Origin of the sequence: Nitrobacter sp. TKz-YC02 (genome assembly GCF_049852135.1) — a bacterium.
Taxonomy (GTDB): Bacteria; Pseudomonadota; Alphaproteobacteria; order Rhizobiales; family Xanthobacteraceae; genus Nitrobacter; species Nitrobacter vulgaris.
Genome location: NZ_CP180728.1, coordinates 246,677 through 269,593, shown reverse-complemented (window position 1 = coordinate 269,593; position 22,917 = coordinate 246,677). Strand labels below are relative to the sequence as shown.

General features: G+C 62.2%; 23 protein-coding genes. 15 read left to right on the top strand and 8 right to left on the bottom strand.

The features are described from left to right. Window positions 1-56 precede the first annotated feature (56 nt). The 5 genes from ACM561_RS01260 to coxB form a co-directional block, all read right to left on the bottom strand. Entirely contained in the window at window positions 57-707 is a 651-nt protein-coding gene (locus tag ACM561_RS01260) for a cytochrome c oxidase assembly protein (protein WP_425907445.1), read from the bottom strand. 6 nt (window positions 708-713) lie between these two features. Then, the gene (locus tag ACM561_RS01255; protein ID WP_425907444.1) at window positions 714-884 is read right to left on the bottom strand and encodes a CoxF protein; all 171 of its coding nucleotides are present in this window, start codon (window positions 882-884) and stop codon (window positions 714-716) included. 15 nt (window positions 885-899) lie between these two features. Beyond that, window positions 900-1,838: a heme o synthase gene (locus tag ACM561_RS01250; RefSeq protein ID WP_425907442.1), complete on the bottom strand. Its 939-nt coding sequence runs from the start codon at window positions 1,836-1,838 to the stop codon at window positions 900-902. 54 nt (window positions 1,839-1,892) lie between these two features. Next, a complete protein-coding gene (gene ctaD / locus ACM561_RS01245; protein WP_079448471.1) occupies window positions 1,893-3,518 on the bottom strand; it encodes a cytochrome c oxidase subunit I in 1,626 nt (541 codons plus the stop codon). Between the two features lie 113 nt (window positions 3,519-3,631). After that, the gene (gene coxB, locus ACM561_RS01240; protein WP_425907440.1) at window positions 3,632-4,486 is read right to left on the bottom strand and encodes a cytochrome c oxidase subunit II; all 855 of its coding nucleotides are present in this window, start codon (window positions 4,484-4,486) and stop codon (window positions 3,632-3,634) included. 454 nt (window positions 4,487-4,940) lie between these two features. On the opposite strand from coxB, the gene ACM561_RS01235 reads away from it, so the two are divergent. From ACM561_RS01235 to ACM561_RS01225, 3 genes are all read left to right on the top strand, one after another. Next, the gene (locus ACM561_RS01235) at window positions 4,941-5,477 is read left to right on the top strand and encodes an invasion associated locus B family protein (protein WP_425907438.1); all 537 of its coding nucleotides are present in this window, start codon (window positions 4,941-4,943) and stop codon (window positions 5,475-5,477) included. A gap of 150 nt (window positions 5,478-5,627) precedes the next feature. Beyond that, complete coding sequence (tldD, locus tag ACM561_RS01230; RefSeq protein ID WP_425907436.1) at window positions 5,628-7,055, top strand: metalloprotease TldD; 1,428 nt, start codon at window positions 5,628-5,630, stop codon at window positions 7,053-7,055. A gap of 371 nt (window positions 7,056-7,426) precedes the next feature. Continuing rightward, a complete protein-coding gene (locus ACM561_RS01225; protein WP_425909863.1) occupies window positions 7,427-7,951 on the top strand; it encodes a hypothetical protein in 525 nt (174 codons plus the stop codon). Between the two features lie 30 nt (window positions 7,952-7,981). Here the strand turns inward: ACM561_RS01225 and ACM561_RS01220 are convergent, their stop codons facing one another. Beyond that, the gene (locus ACM561_RS01220; RefSeq protein WP_425907435.1) at window positions 7,982-8,725 is read right to left on the bottom strand and encodes a DUF4336 domain-containing protein; all 744 of its coding nucleotides are present in this window, start codon (window positions 8,723-8,725) and stop codon (window positions 7,982-7,984) included. A gap of 302 nt (window positions 8,726-9,027) precedes the next feature. Between ACM561_RS01220 and ACM561_RS01215 the strand changes: the two genes are divergently transcribed. Further along, window positions 9,028-9,948, top strand: coding sequence for a pirin family protein (locus tag ACM561_RS01215; RefSeq protein ID WP_425907433.1), 921 nt, complete (start codon window positions 9,028-9,030; stop codon window positions 9,946-9,948). Window positions 9,949-10,011: 63 nt separating this feature from the next. Here the strand turns inward: ACM561_RS01215 and ACM561_RS01210 are convergent, their stop codons facing one another. Further along, window positions 10,012-11,013, bottom strand: a complete 1,002-nt coding sequence (locus ACM561_RS01210) for an adenosine kinase (RefSeq protein ID WP_425907431.1) — start codon at window positions 11,011-11,013, stop codon at window positions 10,012-10,014. A 121-nt stretch (window positions 11,014-11,134) separates the two neighbouring features. On the opposite strand from ACM561_RS01210, the gene murJ reads away from it, so the two are divergent. From murJ to ACM561_RS01190, 4 genes are all read left to right on the top strand, one after another. Beyond that, window positions 11,135-12,694: a murein biosynthesis integral membrane protein MurJ gene (murJ, locus tag ACM561_RS01205; protein ID WP_425907430.1), complete on the top strand. Its 1,560-nt coding sequence runs from the start codon at window positions 11,135-11,137 to the stop codon at window positions 12,692-12,694. Between the two features lie 99 nt (window positions 12,695-12,793). Continuing rightward, complete coding sequence (trpS, locus tag ACM561_RS01200; protein ID WP_425907428.1) at window positions 12,794-13,837, top strand: tryptophan--tRNA ligase; 1,044 nt, start codon at window positions 12,794-12,796, stop codon at window positions 13,835-13,837. 135 nt (window positions 13,838-13,972) lie between these two features. Continuing rightward, a complete protein-coding gene (locus ACM561_RS01195) occupies window positions 13,973-14,467 on the top strand; it encodes a universal stress protein (protein WP_425907426.1) in 495 nt (164 codons plus the stop codon). 214 nt (window positions 14,468-14,681) lie between these two features. After that, the gene (locus ACM561_RS01190; protein WP_425907424.1) at window positions 14,682-15,248 is read left to right on the top strand and encodes a NifU family protein; all 567 of its coding nucleotides are present in this window, start codon (window positions 14,682-14,684) and stop codon (window positions 15,246-15,248) included. 108 nt (window positions 15,249-15,356) lie between these two features. Here ACM561_RS01190 and ACM561_RS01185 read toward each other — a convergent pair whose 3' ends face one another. Next, complete coding sequence (locus tag ACM561_RS01185; RefSeq protein WP_425907423.1) at window positions 15,357-16,457, bottom strand: tlde1 domain-containing protein; 1,101 nt, start codon at window positions 16,455-16,457, stop codon at window positions 15,357-15,359. 302 nt (window positions 16,458-16,759) lie between these two features. On the opposite strand from ACM561_RS01185, the gene tsaB reads away from it, so the two are divergent. From tsaB to ACM561_RS01150, 7 genes are all read left to right on the top strand, one after another. Beyond that, the gene (tsaB, locus tag ACM561_RS01180) at window positions 16,760-17,458 is read left to right on the top strand and encodes a tRNA (adenosine(37)-N6)-threonylcarbamoyltransferase complex dimerization subunit type 1 TsaB (RefSeq protein WP_425907422.1); all 699 of its coding nucleotides are present in this window, start codon (window positions 16,760-16,762) and stop codon (window positions 17,456-17,458) included. Further along, a complete protein-coding gene (gene rimI / locus ACM561_RS01175) occupies window positions 17,455-17,937 on the top strand; it encodes a ribosomal protein S18-alanine N-acetyltransferase (protein WP_425907420.1) in 483 nt (160 codons plus the stop codon). Before tsaB ends, rimI begins: the two co-directional genes overlap by 4 nt. A gap of 144 nt (window positions 17,938-18,081) precedes the next feature. Further along, a complete protein-coding gene (locus ACM561_RS01170) occupies window positions 18,082-18,531 on the top strand; it encodes a Fur family transcriptional regulator (protein ID WP_425907418.1) in 450 nt (149 codons plus the stop codon). 210 nt (window positions 18,532-18,741) lie between these two features. Then, window positions 18,742-20,163: a tRNA (N6-isopentenyl adenosine(37)-C2)-methylthiotransferase MiaB gene (miaB, locus tag ACM561_RS01165; RefSeq protein ID WP_425907416.1), complete on the top strand. Its 1,422-nt coding sequence runs from the start codon at window positions 18,742-18,744 to the stop codon at window positions 20,161-20,163. A gap of 4 nt (window positions 20,164-20,167) precedes the next feature. Beyond that, complete coding sequence (locus ACM561_RS01160) at window positions 20,168-21,217, top strand: PhoH family protein (RefSeq protein ID WP_425907414.1); 1,050 nt, start codon at window positions 20,168-20,170, stop codon at window positions 21,215-21,217. Window positions 21,218-21,279: 62 nt separating this feature from the next. Then, window positions 21,280-21,789, top strand: coding sequence for an rRNA maturation RNase YbeY (gene ybeY / locus ACM561_RS01155; protein WP_425909862.1), 510 nt, complete (start codon window positions 21,280-21,282; stop codon window positions 21,787-21,789). Next, window positions 21,790-22,917: a hemolysin family protein gene (locus ACM561_RS01150; RefSeq protein WP_425907412.1), complete on the top strand. Its 1,128-nt coding sequence runs from the start codon at window positions 21,790-21,792 to the stop codon at window positions 22,915-22,917.

Here is a 22,917-nt window from a genome sequence, read left to right as displayed (position 1 = left end):
ACCTATTGATCTCAAAACAAAACGCGTCGGTAACAAAACGCGTCGGCCCTCAAAGCTCAGATGCTTCCCCCTGGCCTGTCCGGCTCGTTGGCCGCCACCGGCTTGGGCGCGGCCTTCTTCACCGGAAAGAAGGTATAGGACAGGGTGATGGTATTGACGCCGTCGTTCTCGCTGTCGGCGGCGAAGGCCTGATCGACATAGAAGACAACGGCCATCTCCCGCTTCTCACCGGGCGCCAGGGTTTGCTCGGTGAAACAGAAGCAGTTGATCTTGGTGAAATAGGATCCGACTGTCAGCGGCGTGACGTTATAGGCCGCCTGCCCCATGGTGGTCGCCGCCACCTCGTTGGTGATGGTGTAATGGACGGTGGTGACCTCGCCGACCCGGACCTTTATCTCGGTCTGTTCCGGCTCGAACTTCCAGGGCAGCCCGCCGGAGACGTTGGAGTCGAAGCGTACGGCCACCGTGCGCGCCAGTGGCTTGGACTGGGGGGCCTCCCCCGCCACCTGCGTCGTTCCGTTGAAGCCGGTGACGCGGCAGAACCAGTCGTAGAACGGCACCGACGCATAGGCGGCGCCGACCATCAGGGCGACCACCAGGCCGCAGGCGGCGCCAACCTTCACGTCGCGGCCAACGCGCGGCGTCGCCTTCGGCCGGACCGAGGCTGCGGTAGCGGGTTGCTGCGAGTGCTGCGGCGCGTCCGTCATCTCAAATCACATCGGACGGACGAGAACGCCCGGCCCCTTGATGAAGGTGACCGCGAAAAACAGCAGGACCATGAGCCCAAGCGCCCAGGCGATCGCGATCGACCGCTCGCGCCGGCGCTTCTTCTGGGCCTCGGTGAGAACGATCCCGTCTCCGTCCGGCTTGTTTTCGTTGTCCATCGGTCCATGCGCCCTCTACCAGATCAACGGCGCGACGGCCTTCGCAACCACATCGAGCAGCAGAACGGCAAACAGCGCGAACAGATAGAGGATCGAAAAGGCGAACAACCGCCGTGTGGCGCGTAGCGCCGTGCTGCCGGTGCGATGGCGATAGACATTGATCGCGAACACCAGCATGCCGGCGCCGAGGATCAGCGAAGTGACGCCATAAATCCAATCGAAGTAGCCGAGCGGCCAGGGCGCGGCGGCGACCGCCACCAGCACGATGGTATAGAGCAGGATCTGCAGCCGGGTCGCATCCGGACCGGCAACCACCGGCAACATCGGCACGCCGGCGCGGGTGTAGTCGTCGTTGCGGAACAGCGCCAGCGCCCAAAAATGCGGCGGCGTCCAGAAGAAGATGATCAGGAACAGAAGCAGCGGCTCCACCGACAGCGACCCCGTCGCAGCCGCCCACGCCACCACCGGCGGCAGCGCACCGGCGGCGCCGCCAATCACGATGTTCTGCGCGGTCCGCCGCTTCAGCCCCATCGTGTAGATCACAACATAAAAGAAGATCGTGAAGGCGAGCAGGCCCCCGGCATACCAGTTGACCAGAGCGCCGAGCGTCATCACCGAGAAGAACGACAGCGTGAGGCCGAACCCCATCGCCTCGCCGCGAGTGATGCGGCCGCGCGGGATCGGCCGGTTGGCCGTGCGCGACATCAGCACGTCGATATCACCTTCCAGCGCCATGTTCAGCGCGCCAGAGGCGCCGGCTCCGACCGCGATGCAAAGGATCGAGATGAAGCCCAGGATCGGGTGAACATGGCCCGGCGCGATCATCAGTCCGACCAGCGCGGTGAAGATCACGAGCGACATCACCCGTGGCTTCAGCAGCGCGAAGTAATCGGCGACACTCGCCTCCGAGATCCGGGGCGGCAGTTCAACAGCTTTTTGATCAACAACCGACACGATACACCCGCTTGTTGGGTGCGCGGCGCGTCGAGCGCGCCGCGCACAATCACATTACTGCACCTTCGGCAGGGTGGAGAACTGGTGGAACGGCGGCGGTGACGACAGCGTCCATTCCAGCGTGGTTGCACCCTCGCCCCACGGATTGTCCGCCGCCTGCTCCTTGCGAGCGAAGGCGTCGACCAAGCCGTAAAGGAAGACCACAGCGCCAAACCCAGCGATAAAGGCACCGTAGGACGAGATCTCGTTCCAGCCCGCGAACGCATCCGGATAGTCGACCGAGCGCCGCATCATGCCCTGCAGCCCGAGGAAGTGCTGCGGGAAGAACAGGACGTTGGCACCGATGAACATCAGCCAGAAGTGCAGCTTGGCGATGGTCTCGTTGTACATGTAGCCGGAGATCTTCGGGAACCAGTAGTACCAGCCCGCGAAGATCGAGAACACCGCGGCAATGCCCATCACGTAGTGGAAGTGCGCGATGACGTAGTAGGTCTCCTGCATCACCCGGTCGACGCCCGCATTGGCCAGCACCACGCCGGTCACGCCGCCAACCGTGAACAGGAAGATGAAGCCGATCGCAAACAGCATCGGCGCCTTGAACTCGATCGAGCCGCCCCACATGGTGGCGATCCACGAGAACACCTTCACGCCGGTCGGCACCGCGATCACCATCGTGGCGGCGACGAAGTAAGCCTGCGCCGTCGACACCATGCCGACCGTGTACATGTGGTGCGCCCACACGACGAAGCCGATGCCGCCGATCGCGACCATCGCATAGGCCATGCCGAGATAGCCGAAGATCGGCTTCTTCGAGAACGTCGAGATCACATGGCTGATCATGCCGAAGCCCGGCAGAATCAGGATGTACACCTCGGGATGACCGAAGAACCAGAACAGATGCTGGAACAGCACCGGATCACCGCCGCCGTCGGCAGCGAAGAACGTGGTGCCGAAGTTACGGTCGGTCAAAAGCATGGTGATCGCGCCCGCCAGAACCGGCAGCGACAGCAAGAGCAGCCACACCGTCACCAGGATCGACCAGACGAACAGCGGCATCTTGTGCAAGGTCATGCCAGGTGCGCGCATGTTGAAGATCGTGGTGATGAAGTTGATCGCGCCCAAAATCGAGGAGGCGCCGGCCAGATGCACCGCGAGGATCACGAAATCCACCGACGGTCCGGGATGACCGCTCGTCGACAGCGGCGCATACAGCGTCCAGCCCGTGCCCGCGCCCGCCGCGCCCGGCTCACCTTCCACGAACGTGGAGGTCAGCAACAGCGCAAACGCCGCTGGCAGCAGCCAGAACGAGATGTTGTTCATGCGCGGAAACGCCATGTCGGGCGCCCCGATCATCAACGGCACGAACCAGTTGCCGAAGCCGCCGATCATCGCAGGCATCACCATGAAGAAGATCATGATCAGGCCGTGCGAGGTCACAAAGACGTTGTAGGTATGCGCAGGATCAAAAACCTGCACGCCGGGATACATCAGTTCCGCCCGGATGCCCATCGACATCAGGCCGCCGATGATCCCCGCGACGATGGCGAACACCAGGTACATAGTCCCGATGTCCTTGTGATTGGTCGAATACGCAAAGCGCCGCCACCCTGTCGGGTGGTGCGCATGGTCGCCATGATCGTCATGGCCGTGGTCGTGAGCATGTGCTGCGGTTGTTGCCATTGTCTAATCCTGTCTTTCGTCCCTTGAAGTCCTTCGAACGAACCTTGGCGATGTCCCTTGGGGCGACGTCCCTTTAGCGGTTGTCGCCCCGTCGAAATCGCCCAACGCGACGCCTAGCGCATCACGTCGGCAGCTGACGCCACCGCGTTCGCCGGGTTCGAGGCAAACTTCTTCTTCGCGGTTTCAATCCAGGCCGCAAAATCCTGCTCGCTCACCACACGAACCGCAATCGGCATGAAGGCGTGATCCCGCCCGCACAGTTCCGAGCACTGGCCGTAGAACACGCCCGTCTTGGTGGCCTTGAACCAGGTCTCGTTGAGACGGCCCGGGATCGCGTCCACCTTGATGCCGAACGCCGGAACGCCAAACGAATGAATGACATCGGCCCCGGTCACCTGAACCCGGACGACCTTGTTCACGGGAACAACCAGCTCGTTGTCCACCGCAAGCATCCGCGGCTGCTTCTCATGCGCCATCAGCGAGTCAAACTCGAACTTGCCGTTGTCCGGATACGCGTAGCTCCAGTACCACTGCTTGCCGACCGCCTTCACCGTCAGATCGGCCTTCGGAAGGTCAAGCTGCTGAAACAAAAGCCGGAACGACGGAACCGCAATGCCAACCAGGATCAAAACCGGAATGATCGTCCACGCAACCTCGATCATCGTGTTGTGGGTCGTCTTCGACGGAACCGGATTGGCCCGTGCGTTGAAACGCAACATCGCCACAACCAGCAGACCCGTCACAAACAGCGTGATCAGCGTGATAACAATCAGAAGCCCGCTATGCATGCTCGCGATGCTCTCCATGACAGGCGTCACACCCGTCTGAAGTCCATACGCCCACGGATGCGGCACACCCAGCTCCTCCGCCGATACCGCACCACTCGCGGCAAGCGCCGCTCCGCCAAACGCTAATCCCAGAAACCGGCGGCCAAACCGGCGGCCAGACTGGCCCATCGACATCTTCATGCCGCTCGCGCTCCTTGTCATAAATAAACCCTAAACAAGCCCCTAAGCAGTTCCCGCCGAGGACGAGCCTGCTGCTCCTCTGACACTTCCGCAAACAGCCTGCGCGCCGTTTAGCTAGAATGCGTCCAAAGCCGCCCCTCTCAAACCATAATTTGTCGCGCCTCGCAAGGACCAAGGACAGCGAGTTGAGCGATGCTTAAAACGGCCCTGCGGCGCGTGGGCTATAAACGCATCGGGCCGACGAAGCGGAGCGCAACACGGGTTTCACGGCAGGACGCCGCTTGACAGGCGGATTGTCCGATGTAGGCACAGGCTCGGCCGCATCGCGCAGATTCGGCCGTGGTTCGGGCTAATCCGGGCCGGGACCGCCTTCAAGGCACCGTCATTGACCGTCGGGCGGCGAGGCATGGTCGAAAGCAGGGGATCGACCCGGATGGAGCCTTCTAAACAACATATGAGATATGCTTTCCCGCGCATGGCGGCTCGGCGGCCGTCGCTCCGCGCTTTGACGGGCTTCGCCGCCGCACTTCTCGTGGTCGGCTTTACCAGTGCGGCCGAGGCCCAGGGAGCCGTCAAATCTGTTCATGGCGATTGGCAGATCCGCTGCGATACTCCCCCCGGAGCGAAGGCCGAGCAATGTGCCTTGATCCAGAGCGTGGTGGCGGAGGATCGCTCCAATGCCGGTCTGACCGTGATTGTGCTCAAGACCGCCGACCAAAAAAGCCGGCTGATGCGCGTGGTGGCGCCGCTCGGCGTGTTGCTGCCCTCCGGCCTCGGGCTGAAGCTCGACAACGCCGACGTTGGCCGCGCCGGTTTCGTGCGCTGCCTCCCAAACGGCTGCGTCGCCGAGGTCGTTCTGGACGACAAGCTGCTTGGGCAATTGCGCAGCGCAAAGACGGCGACATTCATTATCTTCGAAACGCCCGAGGAAGGCATTGGCTTTCCGCTCAGCCTTAACGGGCTCGGCGAAGGTTACGACAAGCTGCCCTAGAGCCCGAATCCAAAGTTCGCCTCAGCGTGTAGCGCAACGCCACTCGAGAAGTTCGGCAGAAAAAGCCTCCCCTCTGGCGGTAATCATACCTATCTTGAACTTCTGTCCGCCTGAACCATACGGAACGGGCACGTTGCACCCGGAGTTCGCATGACCAGCCCCACTAGCACATCTCTGCTCGAGCGCGCGGATCTCGACCGCGATTCCGTACGCAACGAAGTTGCGCGGGGCCTCAAAGGCGCGGACGATGGCGAACTGTTTCTCGAATATAACCAGAGCGAAGCTCTGATGTTCGACAACGGCCGGCTCAAGCAGGCGACCTATGATACCTCGCAAGGCTTCGGCCTTCGCGCGGTCAAGGACGACGCCGTCGGCTACGCCCATTCGTCTGACGTTTCGCTGCCCGCTCTGATCCGCGCTGCCGATGCCGTCGGCGCCGTGCGCGGCGGCTATCAGGGCACTTTCGCGGCCGCTCCCTCCCATACCAACGTACGGCTTTACGGCGATGACAATCCGCTCGATGGCCTCGGCTTCGAGACCAAGGTCAAGCTGCTTACTGAGATCGACGCCTATGTCCGCGATAAGGATCCGCGGGTGCGTCAGGTGTCCGTCAGCCTCGGCGCGACATGGCAGGTCGTTGAAATCATGCGGCCGGACGGCGAAAGCTATCGCGATGTCCGTCCGCTGGTACGAGTGAACATCTCCGTCGTCGCCGGACAGGGCGACCGGCAGGAAACCGGCAGCCAGGGCTATGGCGGCCGCGAAGGCTATGCCCGCTTCATCGAGACCAAGGCATGGCGGTCAGCTGCGGAGGGCGCGATCCGTCAGGCGCTGATCAATCTGGAATCGATCCCTGCGCCCGCCGGCGAGATGGACGTGGTGCTCGGGCCGGGCTGGCCCGGCGTGATGCTGCACGAAGCGGTAGGACACGGCCTCGAAGGCGACTTCAACCGCAAGAAGACGTCCGCTTTCGCGGGGCTGATGGGTCAGCAGGTCGCGGCCAAAGGCGTCACCGTGGTCGACGATGGCACCATTTCGGCCCGACGCGGCTCCCTTTCCATCGATGACGAGGGCACGCCGACCGGCCGCACCGTGCTGATCGAGGACGGCATCCTGGTCGGTTACATGCAGGATCGTCAGAACGCGCGGCTAATGGGAATGAAGCCGACCGGCAATGGCCGCCGTCAGGACTATGCCCACGTACCGATGCCGCGCATGACCAACACCTATATGCCGGCGGGTGATCGCGATCCGGCGGAAATCCTCGCGTCGGTGAAGAACGGCATCTATGCGGTCAATTTCGGCGGCGGCCAAGTCGACATCACCTCGGGCAAATACGTGTTCCAATGCACCGAGGCCTACCTGATCGAGAACGGCAAGATCGGCGCTCCGCTGAAAGGTGCCATGCTGATCGGCAACGGGCCAACCGATTTGCACCGCATCACCATGGTCGGCAACGATGTCGCGCTGGACGACGGCATCGGCACCTGCGGCAAGAACGGTCAGGGCGTACCCGTTGGCGTCGGTCAGCCGACCTTGCGAATGGAGCGAATAACGGTCGGAGGAACGGGCGGATAACGCGGATACGTCCGCATCCGCCGCGACGCCTATGGCGCCAATCAGCCAAAGCATTTTCGTTTCTGATTGAATCAGAGACGAAGCTCCAGATTGTTGTTTTGACGCGCTTTCTTCACGCGAACTGGAATCCACTTCGCTCGAATACGCGATAGCCGCCGCCTGCGAACATGAGCAAACGGCGACGCTCATCTGCATCACAAGGATTGCCGTCGGCCATCCGACAACTGGCGGCTCGCGGTCGTAAGTCGTTGTTCCCGGCGACGAACACGCGCGTGTGAACCATATTTCCGATATTCGCTTGAACCCGAACCCATCATCAGGAACCTAATCGTACGGGTCGCGTTTTTGGTTCTGAGTGTGCGTTGGTGGGTATGATGCCGATCTTCCGTTATTTTGTGGTAATGGGTTGCTGCCTTGCAGGCCTGCTTTTTGTCGCTGGCTTGCTGTGGCCCAGTGATCGCGTGGAGATTTCTGATACCCCCGCAGCGGTCATTAACGCGGAAGCGTCATCGACAGAATCCGGATCTGCGAGCCAGGCATCGTCCGAAGGACAGACGGTTCTCAATACGATAGAGAATTGGCGCCGGTCCGAGAAACGTTTCGAGCGGGCGAAGCAACATCCCCACCCTGTCGTCTATCCGAACGTCGCCACGCTAGCGCCAACCCCCGATCGTCTGCAGTGGGAGCGCCACCTCCGTTATCTGCCGGCGGACCACGTCTACGAAGCGCGGGCGGAAATGCCGAAGGAAGCGACCGCGGAACGGTCCAAGATCGCCGCAAAGCCAGCGACGCGTAAGCATGTTGCCCATGCCCGCCCGGCAAGGATCGCGCAAGAGGCCGAGCGCCCGCGCTATGCCCGCAACGCCGCGTGGAATCCGTTCGGCCTGTTCGACTGACGCCACGGGGGCGGCCTCGCGAGCCCGCCGTTATCGCAATAGCCACCGGAAGGCGCGGCGCAATTCGTCCGTGCCATTGCGATCGTACCATCGGCCATGGGCCAGAATAATCCGCTCCGGATTCCAGCCGATCATGGTTTCCACGGCAAATCTCAACCGCGCCTTGTCGCGATAGGTTGCGCGCATGTCGCGCGGCATCGATCCGTTCGGGTCCTGCGCGCAGCCGAGCCGCGTCAGCCAGCGCATGAAAACTGAATTCAGCTTGTGAGGCTCGAAATTCTCGATCAGATCGGTCACCACCAGCGTCCGGCTCCGGCGATGAAAGAAAACGACTTCCGTCATGTAGCTGCCCTCGACCGGAAGCGTCGCCACGTTGCTGTCCCAGGGGTAACCCCGATCCCGATCAAGCGCTTGGCAATCGAAATCGATACGGCTGCCTGCCTGCTCGCGGATGCGCGGCGCGAGATAGACCTCGGCATCAGTAAAGGCGATGTGCCAGTCCGGAATCCACCAGTAGTGGATCCGGTTGGGTCCGATGACCCAGCGCGGCCGGCCGAGGCCTTCGACAATCCGCCTGAGTTCGGGCGTCAGCCGCGTCGGCGAATGGAAAAGCAAATCGCCCCCAATGCGGACGATCGTCATCCGGGTCGGGAACGGCATTTTCAGCAGAGGCGGGCCGAAGGGGATCGTCGGACCATCGATGATCCAGACGTCGTCGGCGATGCGCTTAAGCGTGTCGAGCGGCTGATAGGTCGCGGGCGCATCTCGTTCCATGGCAGGACCGTCCAGCGCATCCCAAAATTGACCGATCTTCGGACAAGATCACGCTCACCCAACGGGCAAGAACAAAGTTTGATCCAGTGAACGACGGCTTCGTGAAGCCGGAATTGAAGTCCATTCGCTCCCGCGCGGTTGTCAATCGACCGACCGCTCACGATAATTCAGAGCATGATCCCGAGAAGTAGAAACCGGTTTTCGGACAAGATCATGCCCGGTCTAAAGAATCAAAAGAGTTTGATTTCAACGCAGCCGAATCGACCTTTAGGGTTCAATCGTTATTGCCTGATGGAGACATCATGAGCTGGCTTCCTTCCAACGATCCCACCCTCGGCGATCCCAAATCCTGCGATGCGCTCGAACTTGTCATCGTGCCGCGCACCCGAGATCTCGGCGACGGATTCGCCGTGCGCCGGGCGCTGCCTCATGGCAGGCGGCAGATGGTCGGCCCGTTCATCTTCTTCGATCATTTCGGTCCGGTGCAGTTCGTCTCCGGCAAGGGCATGGATGTGCGGCCGCATCCCCATATCGGACTGGCCACAGTCACCTATCTGTTCGACGGCAGCATCATGCACCGCGACAGCGAAGGTAACATCCAGGAAATCCAGCCGGGCGCCATGAACCTGATGACCGCGGGACGCGGCATCGCACATTCCGAACGCACGCCCGACGCGCAGCGTGCCAGCGGGCAGATGATGCTCGGCCTGCAAAGCTGGATCGCGCTACCGCACAACAAGGAGGAGATCGCGCCGTCCTTCCAGCACTACGGCGCTGCCAGCCTGCCAACGGTGCAGGACAAGGGAGTCCGCGCCCGCATGATCGCCGGCCGTTCGTTTGGCGCAACCTCGCCGGTCGAGATGGTGTCACCGTGGTTCTACGTCGAGGTCGCTCTCGAGGCCGGCATGAGCGTGCCGCTCGACGCGGACCACGAAGAGCGCGCGATCTATATCGTTGACGGCGAGATCGAGATCGCGGGCGACCGATACGAAGCGCCGCAGCTGCTGGTTTTCCGTCCCGGCGACCGCATCACGGTACGCGCGACAAAGCCGGCGCGTATGATGTTCCTCGGCGGCGACGCGCTCGAAGGACCGCGTCACATCTGGTGGAATTTCGTCTCCTCGAGCAAGGAGCGCATCGAACAGGCGAAAGACGACTGGAAAACCGGCCGCTTCGCACCCGTGCCGAACGAGCACGAGTTCATCCCGCTGCCGAAAGACTGACCTTTATTTTGACGCGTTTTCGTTACGCGAACAGGTCACCACTTCGCTCGAAAACGCTATAGCTTACACCGGCAAGCCGTTCGCTTGTGCCAGTTCCTTGAGCGACACCTGCGGCCGTGCGCCGATGTGCTGAATGACCTCTGCCGCGGCGAGCGCGCCGAGCCGCCCCGCATCTTCGTGGCTCGCGCCGCGCACCAGCCCAAACAGGAAACCCGCTGCGAACAGATCGCCCGCTCCCGTGGTGTCGACCAGCGTGTCGATCGGGCACGCCGGGACCGCCGTTGTTTCATCCTTCGTCACGACGACGCAGCCCTTCTCGCTGCGGGTGACAACGCCGAGCGCAATGTCCGCGCGCAGTTGCGCCAGCGCCGTATCGAAGTCGGAGGTCTGGTAGAGCGAATGCAGTTCGGTCTCGTTGGCGAAGATCAGATCGACGGCACCGCTTCGCATCAGTTGCAGAAATTCGTCCCGGTAGCGATCGACGCAAAACGCATCCGATAAGGTCAGCGCGACTCGTCGCTTGGCGTCATGCGCGATCTGCGACGCCTTGAGAAACGCCTCCTTGGCGGCTTTGGGGTCCCACAGATAGCCCTCGAGATAGAGGATCGACGCGGCGGCGACGGTGTCCGGATCGATGTCCGCCGGCGACAGATCCTGAGCCGCGCCAAGATAGGTATTCATGGTGCGCTCGCCGTCCGGCGTCACCAGTATGTAGGAACAGCCGGTGGCGGAGCCGTCGGATGCTGGCGGCGTATCGAAGGCCACCTTGGCGGCGCGAATATCATGGGTATAGAGACGGCCGATCTGATCGTCCTTCACCTTGCCGACATAGGCGGTGCGAGCCCCGAACCCCGCAAGACCGACGATGGTATTTGCGGCCGAGCCGCCCGACATCTCGGTCGCGGGTCCCATGTCGGCATAGATCGAGGCCGCGCGCGCCTCGTCGATCAACGCCATGCCGCCCTTGGTCATGCCGTGGGCGGCGAGAAAGCCCTCATCGGTCCGCACCAGAACATCGAAAATCGCATTGCCGATCGCAAGCACGTCGTATTTCGCTGCAGTCATTAAGAATATCCTGTCGCGGCAATTGCGGGAAAGCGAGGAATCCGGTCAGACTCCTGACCTGTGAAGGTGCCGCGTATCACGGCACCTCCATGCCATCAAGCACGGTACGGCCAACCTCGCCATGATCCGCTCGGTCCTCACAGTCTCCTCAGGCACCCTGGCCTCGCGGCTGCTTGGTTTCGCGCGCGATGCGCTGACCGCGGCGCTGCTCGGCGCGGGCCCGGTCGCCGACGCTTTTCTGATGGCGTTTCAGCTCATCAACGTGATCCGCCGGATGCTCGGAGAAGGTGCCCTGAATGCGGCGCTGGTGCCGGCGTGGATGCGCCTGCGCGACGGCAGCGGCCTTGCCGCCGCATCGGCCTTCGCCGGCAACGTGCTCGCAACCGTGAGCGCGATGCTGATTGCGCTAGCCGTGGTCGCTGGCGTGGCGATGCCGCTTCTCATGTGGGTGCTCGCGCCAGGTTTTGTCGGCAGCGAGAGCTTGCAACTCGTCGTCACCGACGCACGGCTGATGCTGCCCTATCTCGCTTTCGCAGGTCCCGCGACCGTCATCATGAGCCTGCTGAACGCCCGGCATCGCTTCGCGATCACCGCGTTCTCGCCGCTGCTGTTCAATGTCGCCCTGATCCTCGTCGCCGTGCTACTGCTGTCGTTGCATCAGGACTCACATTTTGCCGCAGTGGTGATGGCGACAACCGTGGGCGCGGCGGGATTGCTGCAACTCGCGGTGCTTGCGCTCCTGACCCGCCACGACGATCTCGCAAGTCCCTTACGAATATCGTTCGACTCCGGGATGCGGGATTTTGCCCGTAAGGCCGTCCCCGGCATGATCGCGAATTCAGGGCCGCAATTGCTGATCATAGCCGGTGCGATCGTCGCGTCGACATCGCCGTCGGCCGTGTCGTGGCTTTACTTCGCAAACCGCCTGATCGAGTTGCCGCTGGGAATGATTGGCGTCGCCATCGGCACCGTGCTGGTGCCCGAAATGACCCAAGCGCTCAACAAGGGCGACAAAGCGGCGATGGTCAATGCCGAGTCACGCGGAATCGAGCTGGCGGGAGCTCTCGCCTTGCCCGCGGCGGTCGGCTTGATTGTCCTCAGCGAGCCGATCGTGCGGGTGCTGTTCGAACACGGCGCGTTTACTGCGGCCGACACGAGCGCAACGGCGCTCGCGCTGGGCTGTCTTGGCTTCGGCCTTCCCGCCTATGTCCTGATCAAGGCGCTGTCTCCGGCGTTCTTCGCACGCGGCAATACAATGACGCCGCTTATGGCCACACTGAAAGGCGTGGCGGTCGCGATAGTGCTCGCGTTCGCATTCGGACGGCTGTTCGGGGTCGCGGGAATCGCTGTCGCCGTCGCGCTAGGTGCATGGAGCAATGCGATGAGCCTCGTCCGCAGCATTGCTGGTACCTTTGGATTTTCCATCGATGCCGAAGCGCGCCGACGTCTGCCGCGCATTGGGCTGGCGGCGCTCGTGATGGGCGGCGTTTTGTGGTTCGCCGTTCTGCTACTATACCCAATGTCCAGCGTGCACGGGTTGCTCCAGGCCGCCACGCTCGTCGTCCTGATCGCCGCAGGCGTCGCGATCTACGGCCTGCTGCTATTGACGTTCAGGGTCATCGATCGGAACGACATACAAGCCGCGCTGATGCGATCGCGATCGGGCGACTTGCGCGCTTAGATTCCGCGTGGCAATGGACGGCGCGCCGGACCGAAGGCATGAGCCCCGCGTTTCGCCGCATGTTTTCCGAATCGCGCGCGGGCAAGCAGGAACCAAACGATGACGACACGGGTTTTTTCAGGCGTTCAACCGACCGGCAATCTGCATCTCGGCAATTATCTCGGCGCCATCGTTAATTTCGTAAAATTGCAGGCTGACCACGAGTGTCTCTATTGCGTGGTCGATCTTCATGCCATCACCGTGCCCGTCGCCGTCTGGGGCGGGCCCAATGAGCTCCGCCGCGCCACCCGCGAAGTGACGGCAGCCTTTATCGCGAGCGGAATCGATCCGAAGCAGCACATCATCTTCAACCAAAGTCAGGTGGCCGGGCACGCCGAGTTGACGTGGGTGCTCAACTGCGTGGCGCGGCTCGGCTGGCTCAACCGCATGACCCAATTCAAGGAAAAGGCCGGCAAGGATCGCGAGAACGCGTCGGTCGGGCTTTACGATTACCCCGTGCTGATGGCGTCGGATATCCTGGTCTATCGCGCGACGCACGTTCCGGTCGGCGAGGATCAGAAACAGCACCTCGAACTCAGCCGCGACATCGCGCAGAAATTCAACAACGACTTTTCGGAATCGATCGCCGCCAACGATCATGGCGACACATTTTTTCCGCTGCCGGAGCCCGTGATCACGGGACCTGCGACGCGCGTGATGAGCCTGCGCGACGGCACCAAGAAAATGTCGAAGTCGGATCCGTCCGATTATTCGCGCATCAATCTGACTGACGACGCCGATGCCATCGCGCAAAAGATCCGCAAGGCGAAGACCGATCCCGAACCGCTGCCATCGGAGGAAAAGGGGCTGGAAAACCGCCCCGAGGCCGACAACCTGGTCGGCATCTATGCGGCGCTCTCAGGGAAGCCCAAATCCGCGCTGCTCGCAGAGTTCGGCGGCGCGCAGTTCTCGGGCTTCAAATCCAACCTCGTCGATCTCGCGGTCGCAAAGCTATCGCCGATCGCTCGCGAGATGAAACGGCTCACCGACGATCCGGCCCATGTCGACCAGATTCTGATCGAGGGCGCCGAGCGCGCCAGCGTGATCGCATCGGAGACCGTGGACGCCGTGAAGGACATCGTCGGTTTCATCCGCAGGCGCTAGAGCCTTTCCGTTTGCGAACCGACATCCACTTCGCTTGAAACCGCTATAGCATATCGCGGTCCGGAACCTGCTTGTCGAGGCAGCCGGTGCCGTGGCAGCATAGCGACGGGTTGCTGATTCAGCATCGGGACATGGATGAGCGCACAACGTCGAAGCTACGAGAGCGGTCACAAGCCAAAATATCTGGTCGTGGTCGATGACAGCGCTGAATGGGATCGCGCCGTTTATTACGCCAGCCGCCGCGCCATCCGCGTCGGCGGAGGCATCGTGATGTTGCGTGTGGTGGAGCTGGAAGACCGCAATCAGGAATGGCTCGGTGTCGCCGAAGTGATGCGGGCCGAGGCCTACGAAGGTGCGGATGCGGCGCTCGAGCGCGCCTCCGGCCGAGCCAACGGGATCGCCGCGATTACGCCCGAACGAATCATTCGCGAAGGCGATCCGCTTGAACAAATTCTGGATGTCATCGAGAAGGACGTGGATATTTCGATGCTGGTGCTCGCCGCCGCCGGCGGTCCCGAAGGTCCCGGCCCGATCATCACGACGCTGGCCAAGACCGCTGGGAACTTTCCGATTCCAGTGACGATCGTGCCCGGCACCCTGACTGACGACGCGATCGACGCGCTGTCCTAGAGCATGATCCCGAAAAGTGGGAACCGGTTTTCGGACAAAATCATGCTTAATCAAAGAAGGGTGATTTCCACGAAGTCGGATCAGGCTCCAGGCTATTTCCGTCCATTCGGCCGCGGAACGGCTGCCCCGCTGGCGCCCTTGACCGTGCCTTCGTGATCGCTATCTGCTAGAGAACCCACGCGCCGGCCTTGAACCGGCGGCGACGGAGAGATCGATGTTCATTCAGACCGAAGTCACCCCCAATCCCGCCACCTTGAAGTTCCTCCCGGGCCGCACCGTGCTCGGCAAAGGGACCATGGAATTCACCGACCCCAGCACGGCCGGCCGCTCAATGCTCGCCGTGAAGCTGTTTGCCATACACGGCGTCACCGGCGTTTTTTATGGCTCGGATTTTATCACGGTGACGAAGGACAACAGCGACTGGCAGCATCTCAAGCCGGCCATCCTCGGCGTCATCATGGAACACTACATGTCGGGCGCGCCGCTATTGACGGACGGCGAGGGGAGCGAGACGAACACAGACAACGACGTTGAATTTTTCGAAGAAGCAGACGCCGAGACTGTGACCTTGATCAAGGATCTGATCGAGACGCGGGTGCGGCCGGGAGTCGCCGATGACGGCGGCGACATCACCTTCCGCGGCTTCAAGGATGGTATCGTCTACGTGAACATGAAGGGTTCGTGCTCGGGATGCCCGTCATCGACCGTGACCCTGCGGAATGGCATCCAGAACCTTCTGAAACATTTCGTGCCCGAGGTCGTCGAAGTGCGGCCGGTATAGAAGAGAGCCTCTTTTCGCAGACGGCTTTGGCCTTTCCGCTTTCTGATGAATTAGAAGCGGGCTCTCTGATTTTTATTGGATGCGTTCTTCACGCGAGGCGGCACAAGTTCAGAGTTTGGCAACGACAACCAGCCGCTTGATTTTGCCGCTCTTATAGGCGTTCAGAAACGCGTGGTAGTTCTTGAACGACACGCAGCCGTTGGAGGCGCCGCTCGGCCCGAGCATGTAGGTGTGTGCCAGCAGCCCGGTGCGCCCGTAGATCTTGTCCTCGCCGCCGACCGGTCTCAGCCTGATCGCCTCCACGCCGTGGAAAGGGCGTTCACGCAACGACAGATCGTAGGTGTGTGGCGGCGTCACGCCGCGCATTCTCCTGTCGGCAGAACGCGGATCGTCCATCATGTTGCCAAGCCCGGAATGCGCCTCAAGTGTATTGCCGTCCGGGAGGTAGACCTTACGCGCGGAAATATCATAGACGGCGGTGAATTGGTTGTATTGCGGGATGCGGCCGAGCGTCAGGCTCTCACCGTCGCTGGTCACCCCGCCGTCCGGTGCAGCGAACGCCAGTTGCAGGCCGGCCGCGGGCTTGCCGAACAGTCTCTCGAAGATCGACGGTTTCTTCGGCTCCGGCTCGGCAGCGGCGGGGACTTCCGCGACCTCGCGGGAAGAGCTGGCAGCCTGCAGCTGACGCAGTTCGGACGGACGCGGGGCCGGCATCGGAACAATCGCGGCGACTTGGGGTGCCGGCGGGAGCGGCAGGGTCTCAGGTACGGTCTCGACCGGAATTGAGGCTACGGTCTGCGGGGCATCCTGAGCCGGCTCAAATGAGCCGGGCGGCGGCCCGAGGAAGCGCGGACCATAGAGCCATGCCGTGCGGGCCCGCGCTTCAGGATCTTGAACACGGGCCTTGGCCACGGGCGTTCCGGTGGTCGCCCTCACTACACGCGGCGCGGGTATTTCCCCCAATGCCTCGTAGGCCGCCGCGATGCGACGAACCGGTTCCACCGAAAGCCTGGGTGCAAGCGGCGGTAACGATGCGGTAACCAACTCCGTGGGTCCGCCGGACACATGGGTATAAAGGGTCCAGGCGCAGGCCAGCCCGATGCAGGCGAGCGCGGCGGCGCCCAGAATATTTTGCGGGACCGCCTTGCGGGGCGAGTCGGCGGAATAGGCCGCCACATCATAGTAACGTCTGCCCGTAACGTATGTCATTCGCCCCACGTCCAGAGACACTCTACTTCCGATCCCCGCAGGCAGTGCTCGATAGTCTGCACGCCGCCGGCATGTCCGGATCAAGACTGCGCATGGCTGATTCGGTAACCCCAAGTTCCAGCGAAGCTGTTCGCAGACTCGCTGAGCGCCATTAAGGCGACTTTTAGTTAAATGCGGATTAAATCTGAGCCGGACCCCGAGACCACGGTAAACAGCCAGATCGCGGCAATCTGGTGTCTAAAACTCGGGTTCCTTCGTCCAAACCGCAGGTAAATCCTGGGCAGGGGTGCTAATCTGGCCCCATGCTCGTCCTTGCGATCGACACCGCACTCGATGCCTGCGCCGCTGGCGTCCTGGACACCGACGCCGGCCGCCTGATCGCTCAGGAAACGCTACCGATGAGGCGCGGCCACGCGGAAACTCTGATGCCGCTGATCGCCAGGGTCATCGAATCCGCCGGGATCGCCGTTACGGCGCTGGACCGCATCGTCGCGACCACCGGTCCCGGCAGCTTCACCGGCCTGCGGGTAGGGCTGTCGGCCGCGCGCGGCATCGCGCTTGCCGCCGACAAACCCGTGGTGGGCGTGACCACCCTGGCAGCCTTTGCCGCACCTGTTATCGGCGAAAACCGCAAGCCGCCGGTGATCTCCGCGATCGATGCCCGACATGATCAGGTTTATTTTCAAACGATAAGTGGTGACGGTGCCACGCTGGTCCAACCGCGTGTCGCGCCGATCGAGGAGGCGCTCTCTGCGTCGCGCTTCGGCGCGCCGCATCTGGTCGGAAATGCCGCAAAACTTCTCGCCGACCGCTGGCCGACGCACCTAGCGCCCCCGGTCGCGGTGGATCCGCAGCCCGCACCTGATATCGCCTGGGTGGCATGGCTCGGCGCAGCAGTCAGTCCGAACGCTGCGCCGCCCCGCCCGTATTACCTGCGCGCGCCCGACGCTAAGCCGGCCGGCAATTTCTTGCTTAAAACACAGACGCTGACCGCATCATGATGAATTGGTTCCCAGGCAAAGAGCGCGCCGCTCCAGTTGTCGAGCCCGCGAGCCCAAACGACACGGCGCGCCTTGCGGCGATTCACGGCGCATCGTTTCACCGCGGTTGGGGCGAAAGCGAATTCGAGGCCATGCTCGCCGAGCGCAACACGCTGATTCAGCGTCTGCGGCTGCGATCGAATGTGATCGGGTTTGCCGTGTCACGCATCGCTGCGGACGAGGCTGAAATCCTGTCGATCGCAATCGACGCCGGTTATCGCGGCCAGGGATTTTCGTCCGGTCTGCTGTTCACGCACCTTGGACACCTCGCCGGACGCGGCGTGCGGACCGTATTTCTCGAAGTCGAGGAAAATAATCAGCCGGCGCGACGTCTCTATGAACGCGCGGGCTTTACCATTGCCGGACGCCGCGAACGTTACTATCGCGAAGCGGGTGGTCAGGAACTGAACGCATTGGTGTTGCGCCGTAACTTGTCGTAATATCCAGGCGGTGGCAAAAGGAACTAGGAAAACCATCGGCAACGGTGCATCGGTTTTTTGTCCGGTTGCACTCCCTTCTATCGTTCGCGCGCATTATCTACATTTCTGTGAGCGGATCATGCGCCATCGGAACCGGACACTTTGATGACGGCTCTTAAATCAACGTCCGTGCAGAAGCCTACCAAAATTGAGGAGCGTTGCGCGGCCACGGGAATGCGTATGACCGAACAGCGCCGGGTTATCGCGCGCGTGCTGGCGGAGGCCTCCGATCATCCGGACGTCGAGGAGCTCTATCGACGCTGCGTCGCGGTGGATGACAAGATCTCGATCTCGACAGTCTATCGCACGGTGAAGCTGTTTGAGGACGCCGGCATCATCGAGCGGCACGATTTTCGCGAAGGACGCGCGCGCTATGAGACGATGCGCGACAGTCACCACGATCATCTGATTAATCTGCGCGACGGCAAGGTTATCGAATTCACGTCGGATGAAATCGAGGAGCTGCAAGCTGAAGTCGCGCGCAAACTCGGCTACAAGCTGGTCGATCATCGTCTCGAGCTCTATTGCGTTCCGATGGACGACGATAAGTCCTGAGTGGCTGTCGAAACGATGCTACGCCGTATAAGCTCCTCAAGTGCGAAGTCATTTCGTGCGGGGTTCGTGCCGCCATGCTAACGCAACGACAAGGGAATCCGGCGCGACTTCGCCGGTATCGGACAAGGGACGGGCGCTGGATTTTCGCCGCCCTCGCCTATAAGTGAACAGGGTGCCAATAAGCGCGCCAGGTCCACCGAGCCAGGTTCCATGACGCCGCCGCGCAAGCTGCACATCAAGTCTTACGGTTGCCAGATGAACGTCTACGACGCCCAGCGCATGGCGGACACGCTGGCGCCGGAAGGATATGTCGAGACAGCCAGCGTTGAGGATGCCGACCTCGTCATTCTCAACACCTGCCACATCCGCGAGAAGGCATCCGAGAAGGTCTATTCCGAACTCGGCAGGCTGCGCGCCGCCAAAGATCAGGCGGCGCGTGATGGCCGCGGCATGAGCGTTGTCGTCGCCGGTTGCGTCGCCCAGGCCGAGGGCGAGGAGATCATTCGGCGCGCGCCGGTGGTCGATGTGGTGGTGGGTCCGCAGAGCTATCATCATTTGCCGCAATTGCTCTTGCGCGCAAAGACCGACGGCCGCGCGCTGGAGACCGAATTTCCGATCGCGGACAAATTCGGCTTTCTGCCGCAGCCGTCACGGCAGGCAATTCGTTCTCGCGGTATCTCGGCGTTCGTGACGGTGCAGGAAGGCTGCGACAAGTTTTGCACCTTCTGCGTCGTGCCTTATACGCGCGGCGCCGAAGCGTCACGTCCGGTGGCGAAGATCATCGAGGACGTGGAGCGCCTGGCAGGCAACGGCGTGCGGGAGATCACCCTCATCGGACAGAACGTCAACGCCTATCATGGCGACGGTCCCGACGGACAACCCTGGCCTTTCGGCAAGCTGCTGCATCGTCTCGCCGAGATTCCGGGCATCGTCCGGCTGCGCTACTCGACCAGCCATCCGCGCGACGTCGAGGACTCTCTCATCGATGCCCACCGCGATCTCGACGCCCTGATGCCGTTGGTGCATCTGCCGGTGCAGTCCGGGTCCGACCGCATTCTCGCCGCCATGAACCGCAGACATACCGCTGATGACTATCGCCGGGTGATCGACCGGTTTCGTCATGTCCGGCCGGACATCGCGTTCTCGTCGGACTTCATCGTCGGCTTCCCGGGCGAAACCGAGGAAGATTTCGCCGCGACCCTCGCGCTCGTCGACCAAATCGGATACGCTGCCGCCTATTCGTTCAAGTACTCGCCGCGGCCCGGAACGCCGGCGGCGGAAATGCAGGAGACGGTGTCAACGGCCGACATGGACGAGCGACTGGTGCGGCTTCAGAACCTGATCGACAGTCAGCAATCCGCCTTCAACCGGACTGCGCTGGGCAGGACGGTTGATGTGCTGTTCGACCGTGCCGGACGCAAGCCGGGACAGATCGCCGGCCGCACCCCCTACCTGCAGCCCGCCCATGTAGATGCATCCGACGCCATCATCGGACAGGTGCTGCCCGTAACCGTGGCGAGCCTGGAACGTTACAGCCTGTTCGGAACGCTGGCGTCCATGCCGGCATTCCGCGCGCAGTTGAACGATGCAGCGCCGGCCGGCGCACAGTTCCAGACGACCGCCGGAGTCTGAACCCTTGCCCAAGAGCGCATCGGATTCCCTTCCACTTGCTCCCAGCCGGAAACCCGACATACACGGCCTGCCCGAAACGCAGGTCGTCATCGATTTCGAGGACAATCGTGCGGTATCCGCGCTGGTCGGCCCTTATGGACAGAATCTCGCACAGCTTGAGCGGCGACTCGGAGTGGTCGTCGATTCGCGCGGAAACCACATCACCATCACCGGATCGCGCGACGGCTGCGACGCGGGACGGCGCGTGCTGGAAATGCTCTACACTCAGGCGGCGCAGGGCCATGATCTCTCACAGGGCGAGGTCGAGGGTACGATTCGGGCCGTAATCGCACAAGGCTCGCTGTTCGAATACGATGCCAAGGCGCCGCCCTCGACGTTTGAGGCCATCAACCTGCGCAAGCGCCCGGTGCGGGCCCGCACAGCCGCGCAAGATCTCTATATCCGCGCCCTGAAACGTCATGAACTGGTATTCGGCATCGGTCCCGCGGGCACCGGCAAGACCTGGCTCGCGGTGGCGCAGGCCGCGCAACTGTTCGAGCGCAAGGAGGTCGATCGCATCATTCTGACGCGCCCCGCAGTCGAGGCCGGCGAGCGGCTGGGCTTCCTGCCGGGAGATCTGCGCGAAAAGGTCGACCCGTACCTGCGGCCGATCTACGACGCACTATATGATCTGATGGACTCCCGCATCGTCGAGCGCGCGCTGCAAAGCGGCGAGATCGAGATCGCTCCGCTCGCCTTCATGCGTGGGCGCACCCTGACCAATGCAGCGATCATTCTCGATGAGGCGCAGAACACCACCGCGATGCAGATGAAGATGTTTCTGACACGATTGGGCGAAAACAGCCGCATGATCGTTACAGGCGATCCCTCGCAAGTCGATCTGCCGAACGGTCAAACATCGGGACTGGCGGAAGCGACGCGGCTGCTTGAGGGTGTCGAGGGCATAGCTCAGGTGAGATTTACCGCCGAGGACGTCATCCGTCATGAACTGGTCGCACGGATCGTCGCCGCCTATGAAGGGTTGTCACAGCGGCCGGCCACCGGAAAAACCTGATGCCGGACATGAGTGTAGAGAAGGGCCGGCCTGCGCAAGGCGCTGGCGGCGAAAAACATACAATGATCTGCTCCGCTTCTCCCGTGACTGAAATCCTTGTGGTCGCCGATTGCTGGCGAGCGGAGGCGAATGCCGAGGCTATCATTCATCGCGCCATCGAGACCGCTGCCGGGATGGTCGATGAGGACACCGGCGATGCCGAGCTCGCGATCATGCTGACCGACGACGCCGGTATCCACACGCTCAATGCCAACTGGCGTGGCATCGACAAGCCGACCAATGTCCTGTCATTCCCGGCGCTACAGCCTACGGGTCCGTCCCTTCCCGACGATCCGCCGCGTATGCTCGGGGACATTGCGATCGCCTATGAAACTCTGCGCCGCGAGGCCGATGACGAACACAAACCGTTCAGCCATCACCTCAGCCATCTGGCTATCCATGGGTTTCTGCATCTGATCGGTTACGACCACGAAACCGATGGAGAAGCAGGAGAAATGGAAAACCTCGAGCGGAGAATTCTGGCGCGGCTCGGGATCCCAGATCCCTACGCGCCCCAAGAACGGACGACGTGAGTGCCTTCGGAGGACCACCCCAGCGATAACCCACCGGCGCAGGAGAATCGCAACCTGCCGGTACCCGTACACAATGGCGAGGTGCTGCGCCCGGCCCCCGAGCGCTGGCTGATGCGTGCGATCCGCTCGCTGTTTGGATGGAAGGCGGGATCAGTCCGAGCCGACCTTCAGGTGGTGCTTGACGCCTCGACGCCGGACGAGGCCAGCTTCACCGCCATTGAGCGCACCATGCTGCGCAATATCCTCAGCCTGCACGAACGGCGCATCGCCGATGTGATGGTCCACCGCGCCGATATCGTCGCGGTCAAGCGCGACATTCCGCTCGGCGAACTGATCAACCTCTTCGAAAGCGCGGCACATTCCCGTCTCGTGGTTTATCACGAGAACCTCGACGATCCCGAAGGCATCGTTCACATTCGCGACCTGCTGGCTTTCATGGCTGCGCGCGCGCGCGCCACACTGCCGTCCACGGCGAAACGCAAAAAGAAACCGCCGCCTGCCGGTCTCGATTTGCGCGCCGTTGATTTGGCGCTGCCGCTGAGCGAAGCCAACATTATCCGCAAGTTGCTCTACGTGCCGCCGTCCATGCCTGCGATCGACTTGCTCGCGCAGATGCAGGCCTCGCGAATCCATCTGGCGCTCGTCGTCGATGAATATGGCGGCACCGACGGCCTGGTGTCGATCGAGGACATCGTCGAGCAGGTCGTCGGCGAAATCGATGACGAGCACGACGGCGATGAGCCGCCATCGATCGTGCGCCAGACCGAGAATTCCTTCATTGCCGACGCCCGCGCCAGCCTCGAGGACGTCTGCGCCATGATCGGCGAGGCGTTCGAAACCGGCGAAGCGGGCGAGGAGGTCGACACGCTCGGGGGCTTTCTCGTCACTTATGTCGGTCGCCTACCGGTGCGGGGGGAGGTCATTTTAGGGCCGGGCCCGTTCGAGATTGAAGTGCTCGATGCCGACCCTCGCCGCGTCAAGCGGCTGCGGATCGGACTGCGCAAGGAGCGTCCCCCCATTCGACCACGCGACGGGCGACGACGAGAGAATGCGTCGGATATAAGCTCTCAATCGCAGGGCGATCCGGCCTCTCTTTCACCGCCGGGCGATGGAGGCGAAACCCCGTGA

Coding starts and splice junctions, on each gene's coding strand:
- rimI (WP_425907420.1), top strand. CDS start 17,455: ATGATGAATTGGTTCCCAGGCAAAGAGCGCGCCGCTCCAGTTGTCGAG.
- ACM561_RS01215 (WP_425907433.1), top strand. CDS start 9,028: ATGAGCTGGCTTCCTTCCAACGATCCCACCCTCGGCGATCCCAAATCC.
- ACM561_RS01185 (WP_425907423.1), bottom strand. CDS start 16,457: ATGACATACGTTACGGGCAGACGTTACTATGATGTGGCGGCCTATTCC.
- ctaD (WP_079448471.1), bottom strand. CDS start 3,518: ATGGCAACAACCGCAGCACATGCTCACGACCACGGCCATGACGATCAT.
- ACM561_RS01220 (WP_425907435.1), bottom strand. CDS start 8,725: ATGGAACGAGATGCGCCCGCGACCTATCAGCCGCTCGACACGCTTAAG.
- ybeY (WP_425909862.1), top strand. CDS start 21,280: ATGATCTGCTCCGCTTCTCCCGTGACTGAAATCCTTGTGGTCGCCGAT.
- ACM561_RS01260 (WP_425907445.1), bottom strand. CDS start 707: ATGACGGACGCGCCGCAGCACTCGCAGCAACCCGCTACCGCAGCCTCG.
- ACM561_RS01235 (WP_425907438.1), top strand. CDS start 4,941: ATGAGATATGCTTTCCCGCGCATGGCGGCTCGGCGGCCGTCGCTCCGC.
- ACM561_RS01255 (WP_425907444.1), bottom strand. CDS start 884: ATGGACAACGAAAACAAGCCGGACGGAGACGGGATCGTTCTCACCGAG.
- coxB (WP_425907440.1), bottom strand. CDS start 4,486: ATGAAGATGTCGATGGGCCAGTCTGGCCGCCGGTTTGGCCGCCGGTTT.
- ACM561_RS01195 (WP_425907426.1), top strand. CDS start 13,973: ATGAGCGCACAACGTCGAAGCTACGAGAGCGGTCACAAGCCAAAATAT.
- ACM561_RS01170 (WP_425907418.1), top strand. CDS start 18,082: ATGACGGCTCTTAAATCAACGTCCGTGCAGAAGCCTACCAAAATTGAG.
- ACM561_RS01190 (WP_425907424.1), top strand. CDS start 14,682: ATGTTCATTCAGACCGAAGTCACCCCCAATCCCGCCACCTTGAAGTTC.
- murJ (WP_425907430.1), top strand. CDS start 11,135: ATGATCCGCTCGGTCCTCACAGTCTCCTCAGGCACCCTGGCCTCGCGG.
- trpS (WP_425907428.1), top strand. CDS start 12,794: ATGACGACACGGGTTTTTTCAGGCGTTCAACCGACCGGCAATCTGCAT.
- ACM561_RS01225 (WP_425909863.1), top strand. CDS start 7,427: ATGATGCCGATCTTCCGTTATTTTGTGGTAATGGGTTGCTGCCTTGCA.
- tldD (WP_425907436.1), top strand. CDS start 5,628: ATGACCAGCCCCACTAGCACATCTCTGCTCGAGCGCGCGGATCTCGAC.
- ACM561_RS01210 (WP_425907431.1), bottom strand. CDS start 11,013: ATGACTGCAGCGAAATACGACGTGCTTGCGATCGGCAATGCGATTTTC.
- tsaB (WP_425907422.1), top strand. CDS start 16,760: ATGCTCGTCCTTGCGATCGACACCGCACTCGATGCCTGCGCCGCTGGC.
- miaB (WP_425907416.1), top strand. CDS start 18,742: ATGACGCCGCCGCGCAAGCTGCACATCAAGTCTTACGGTTGCCAGATG.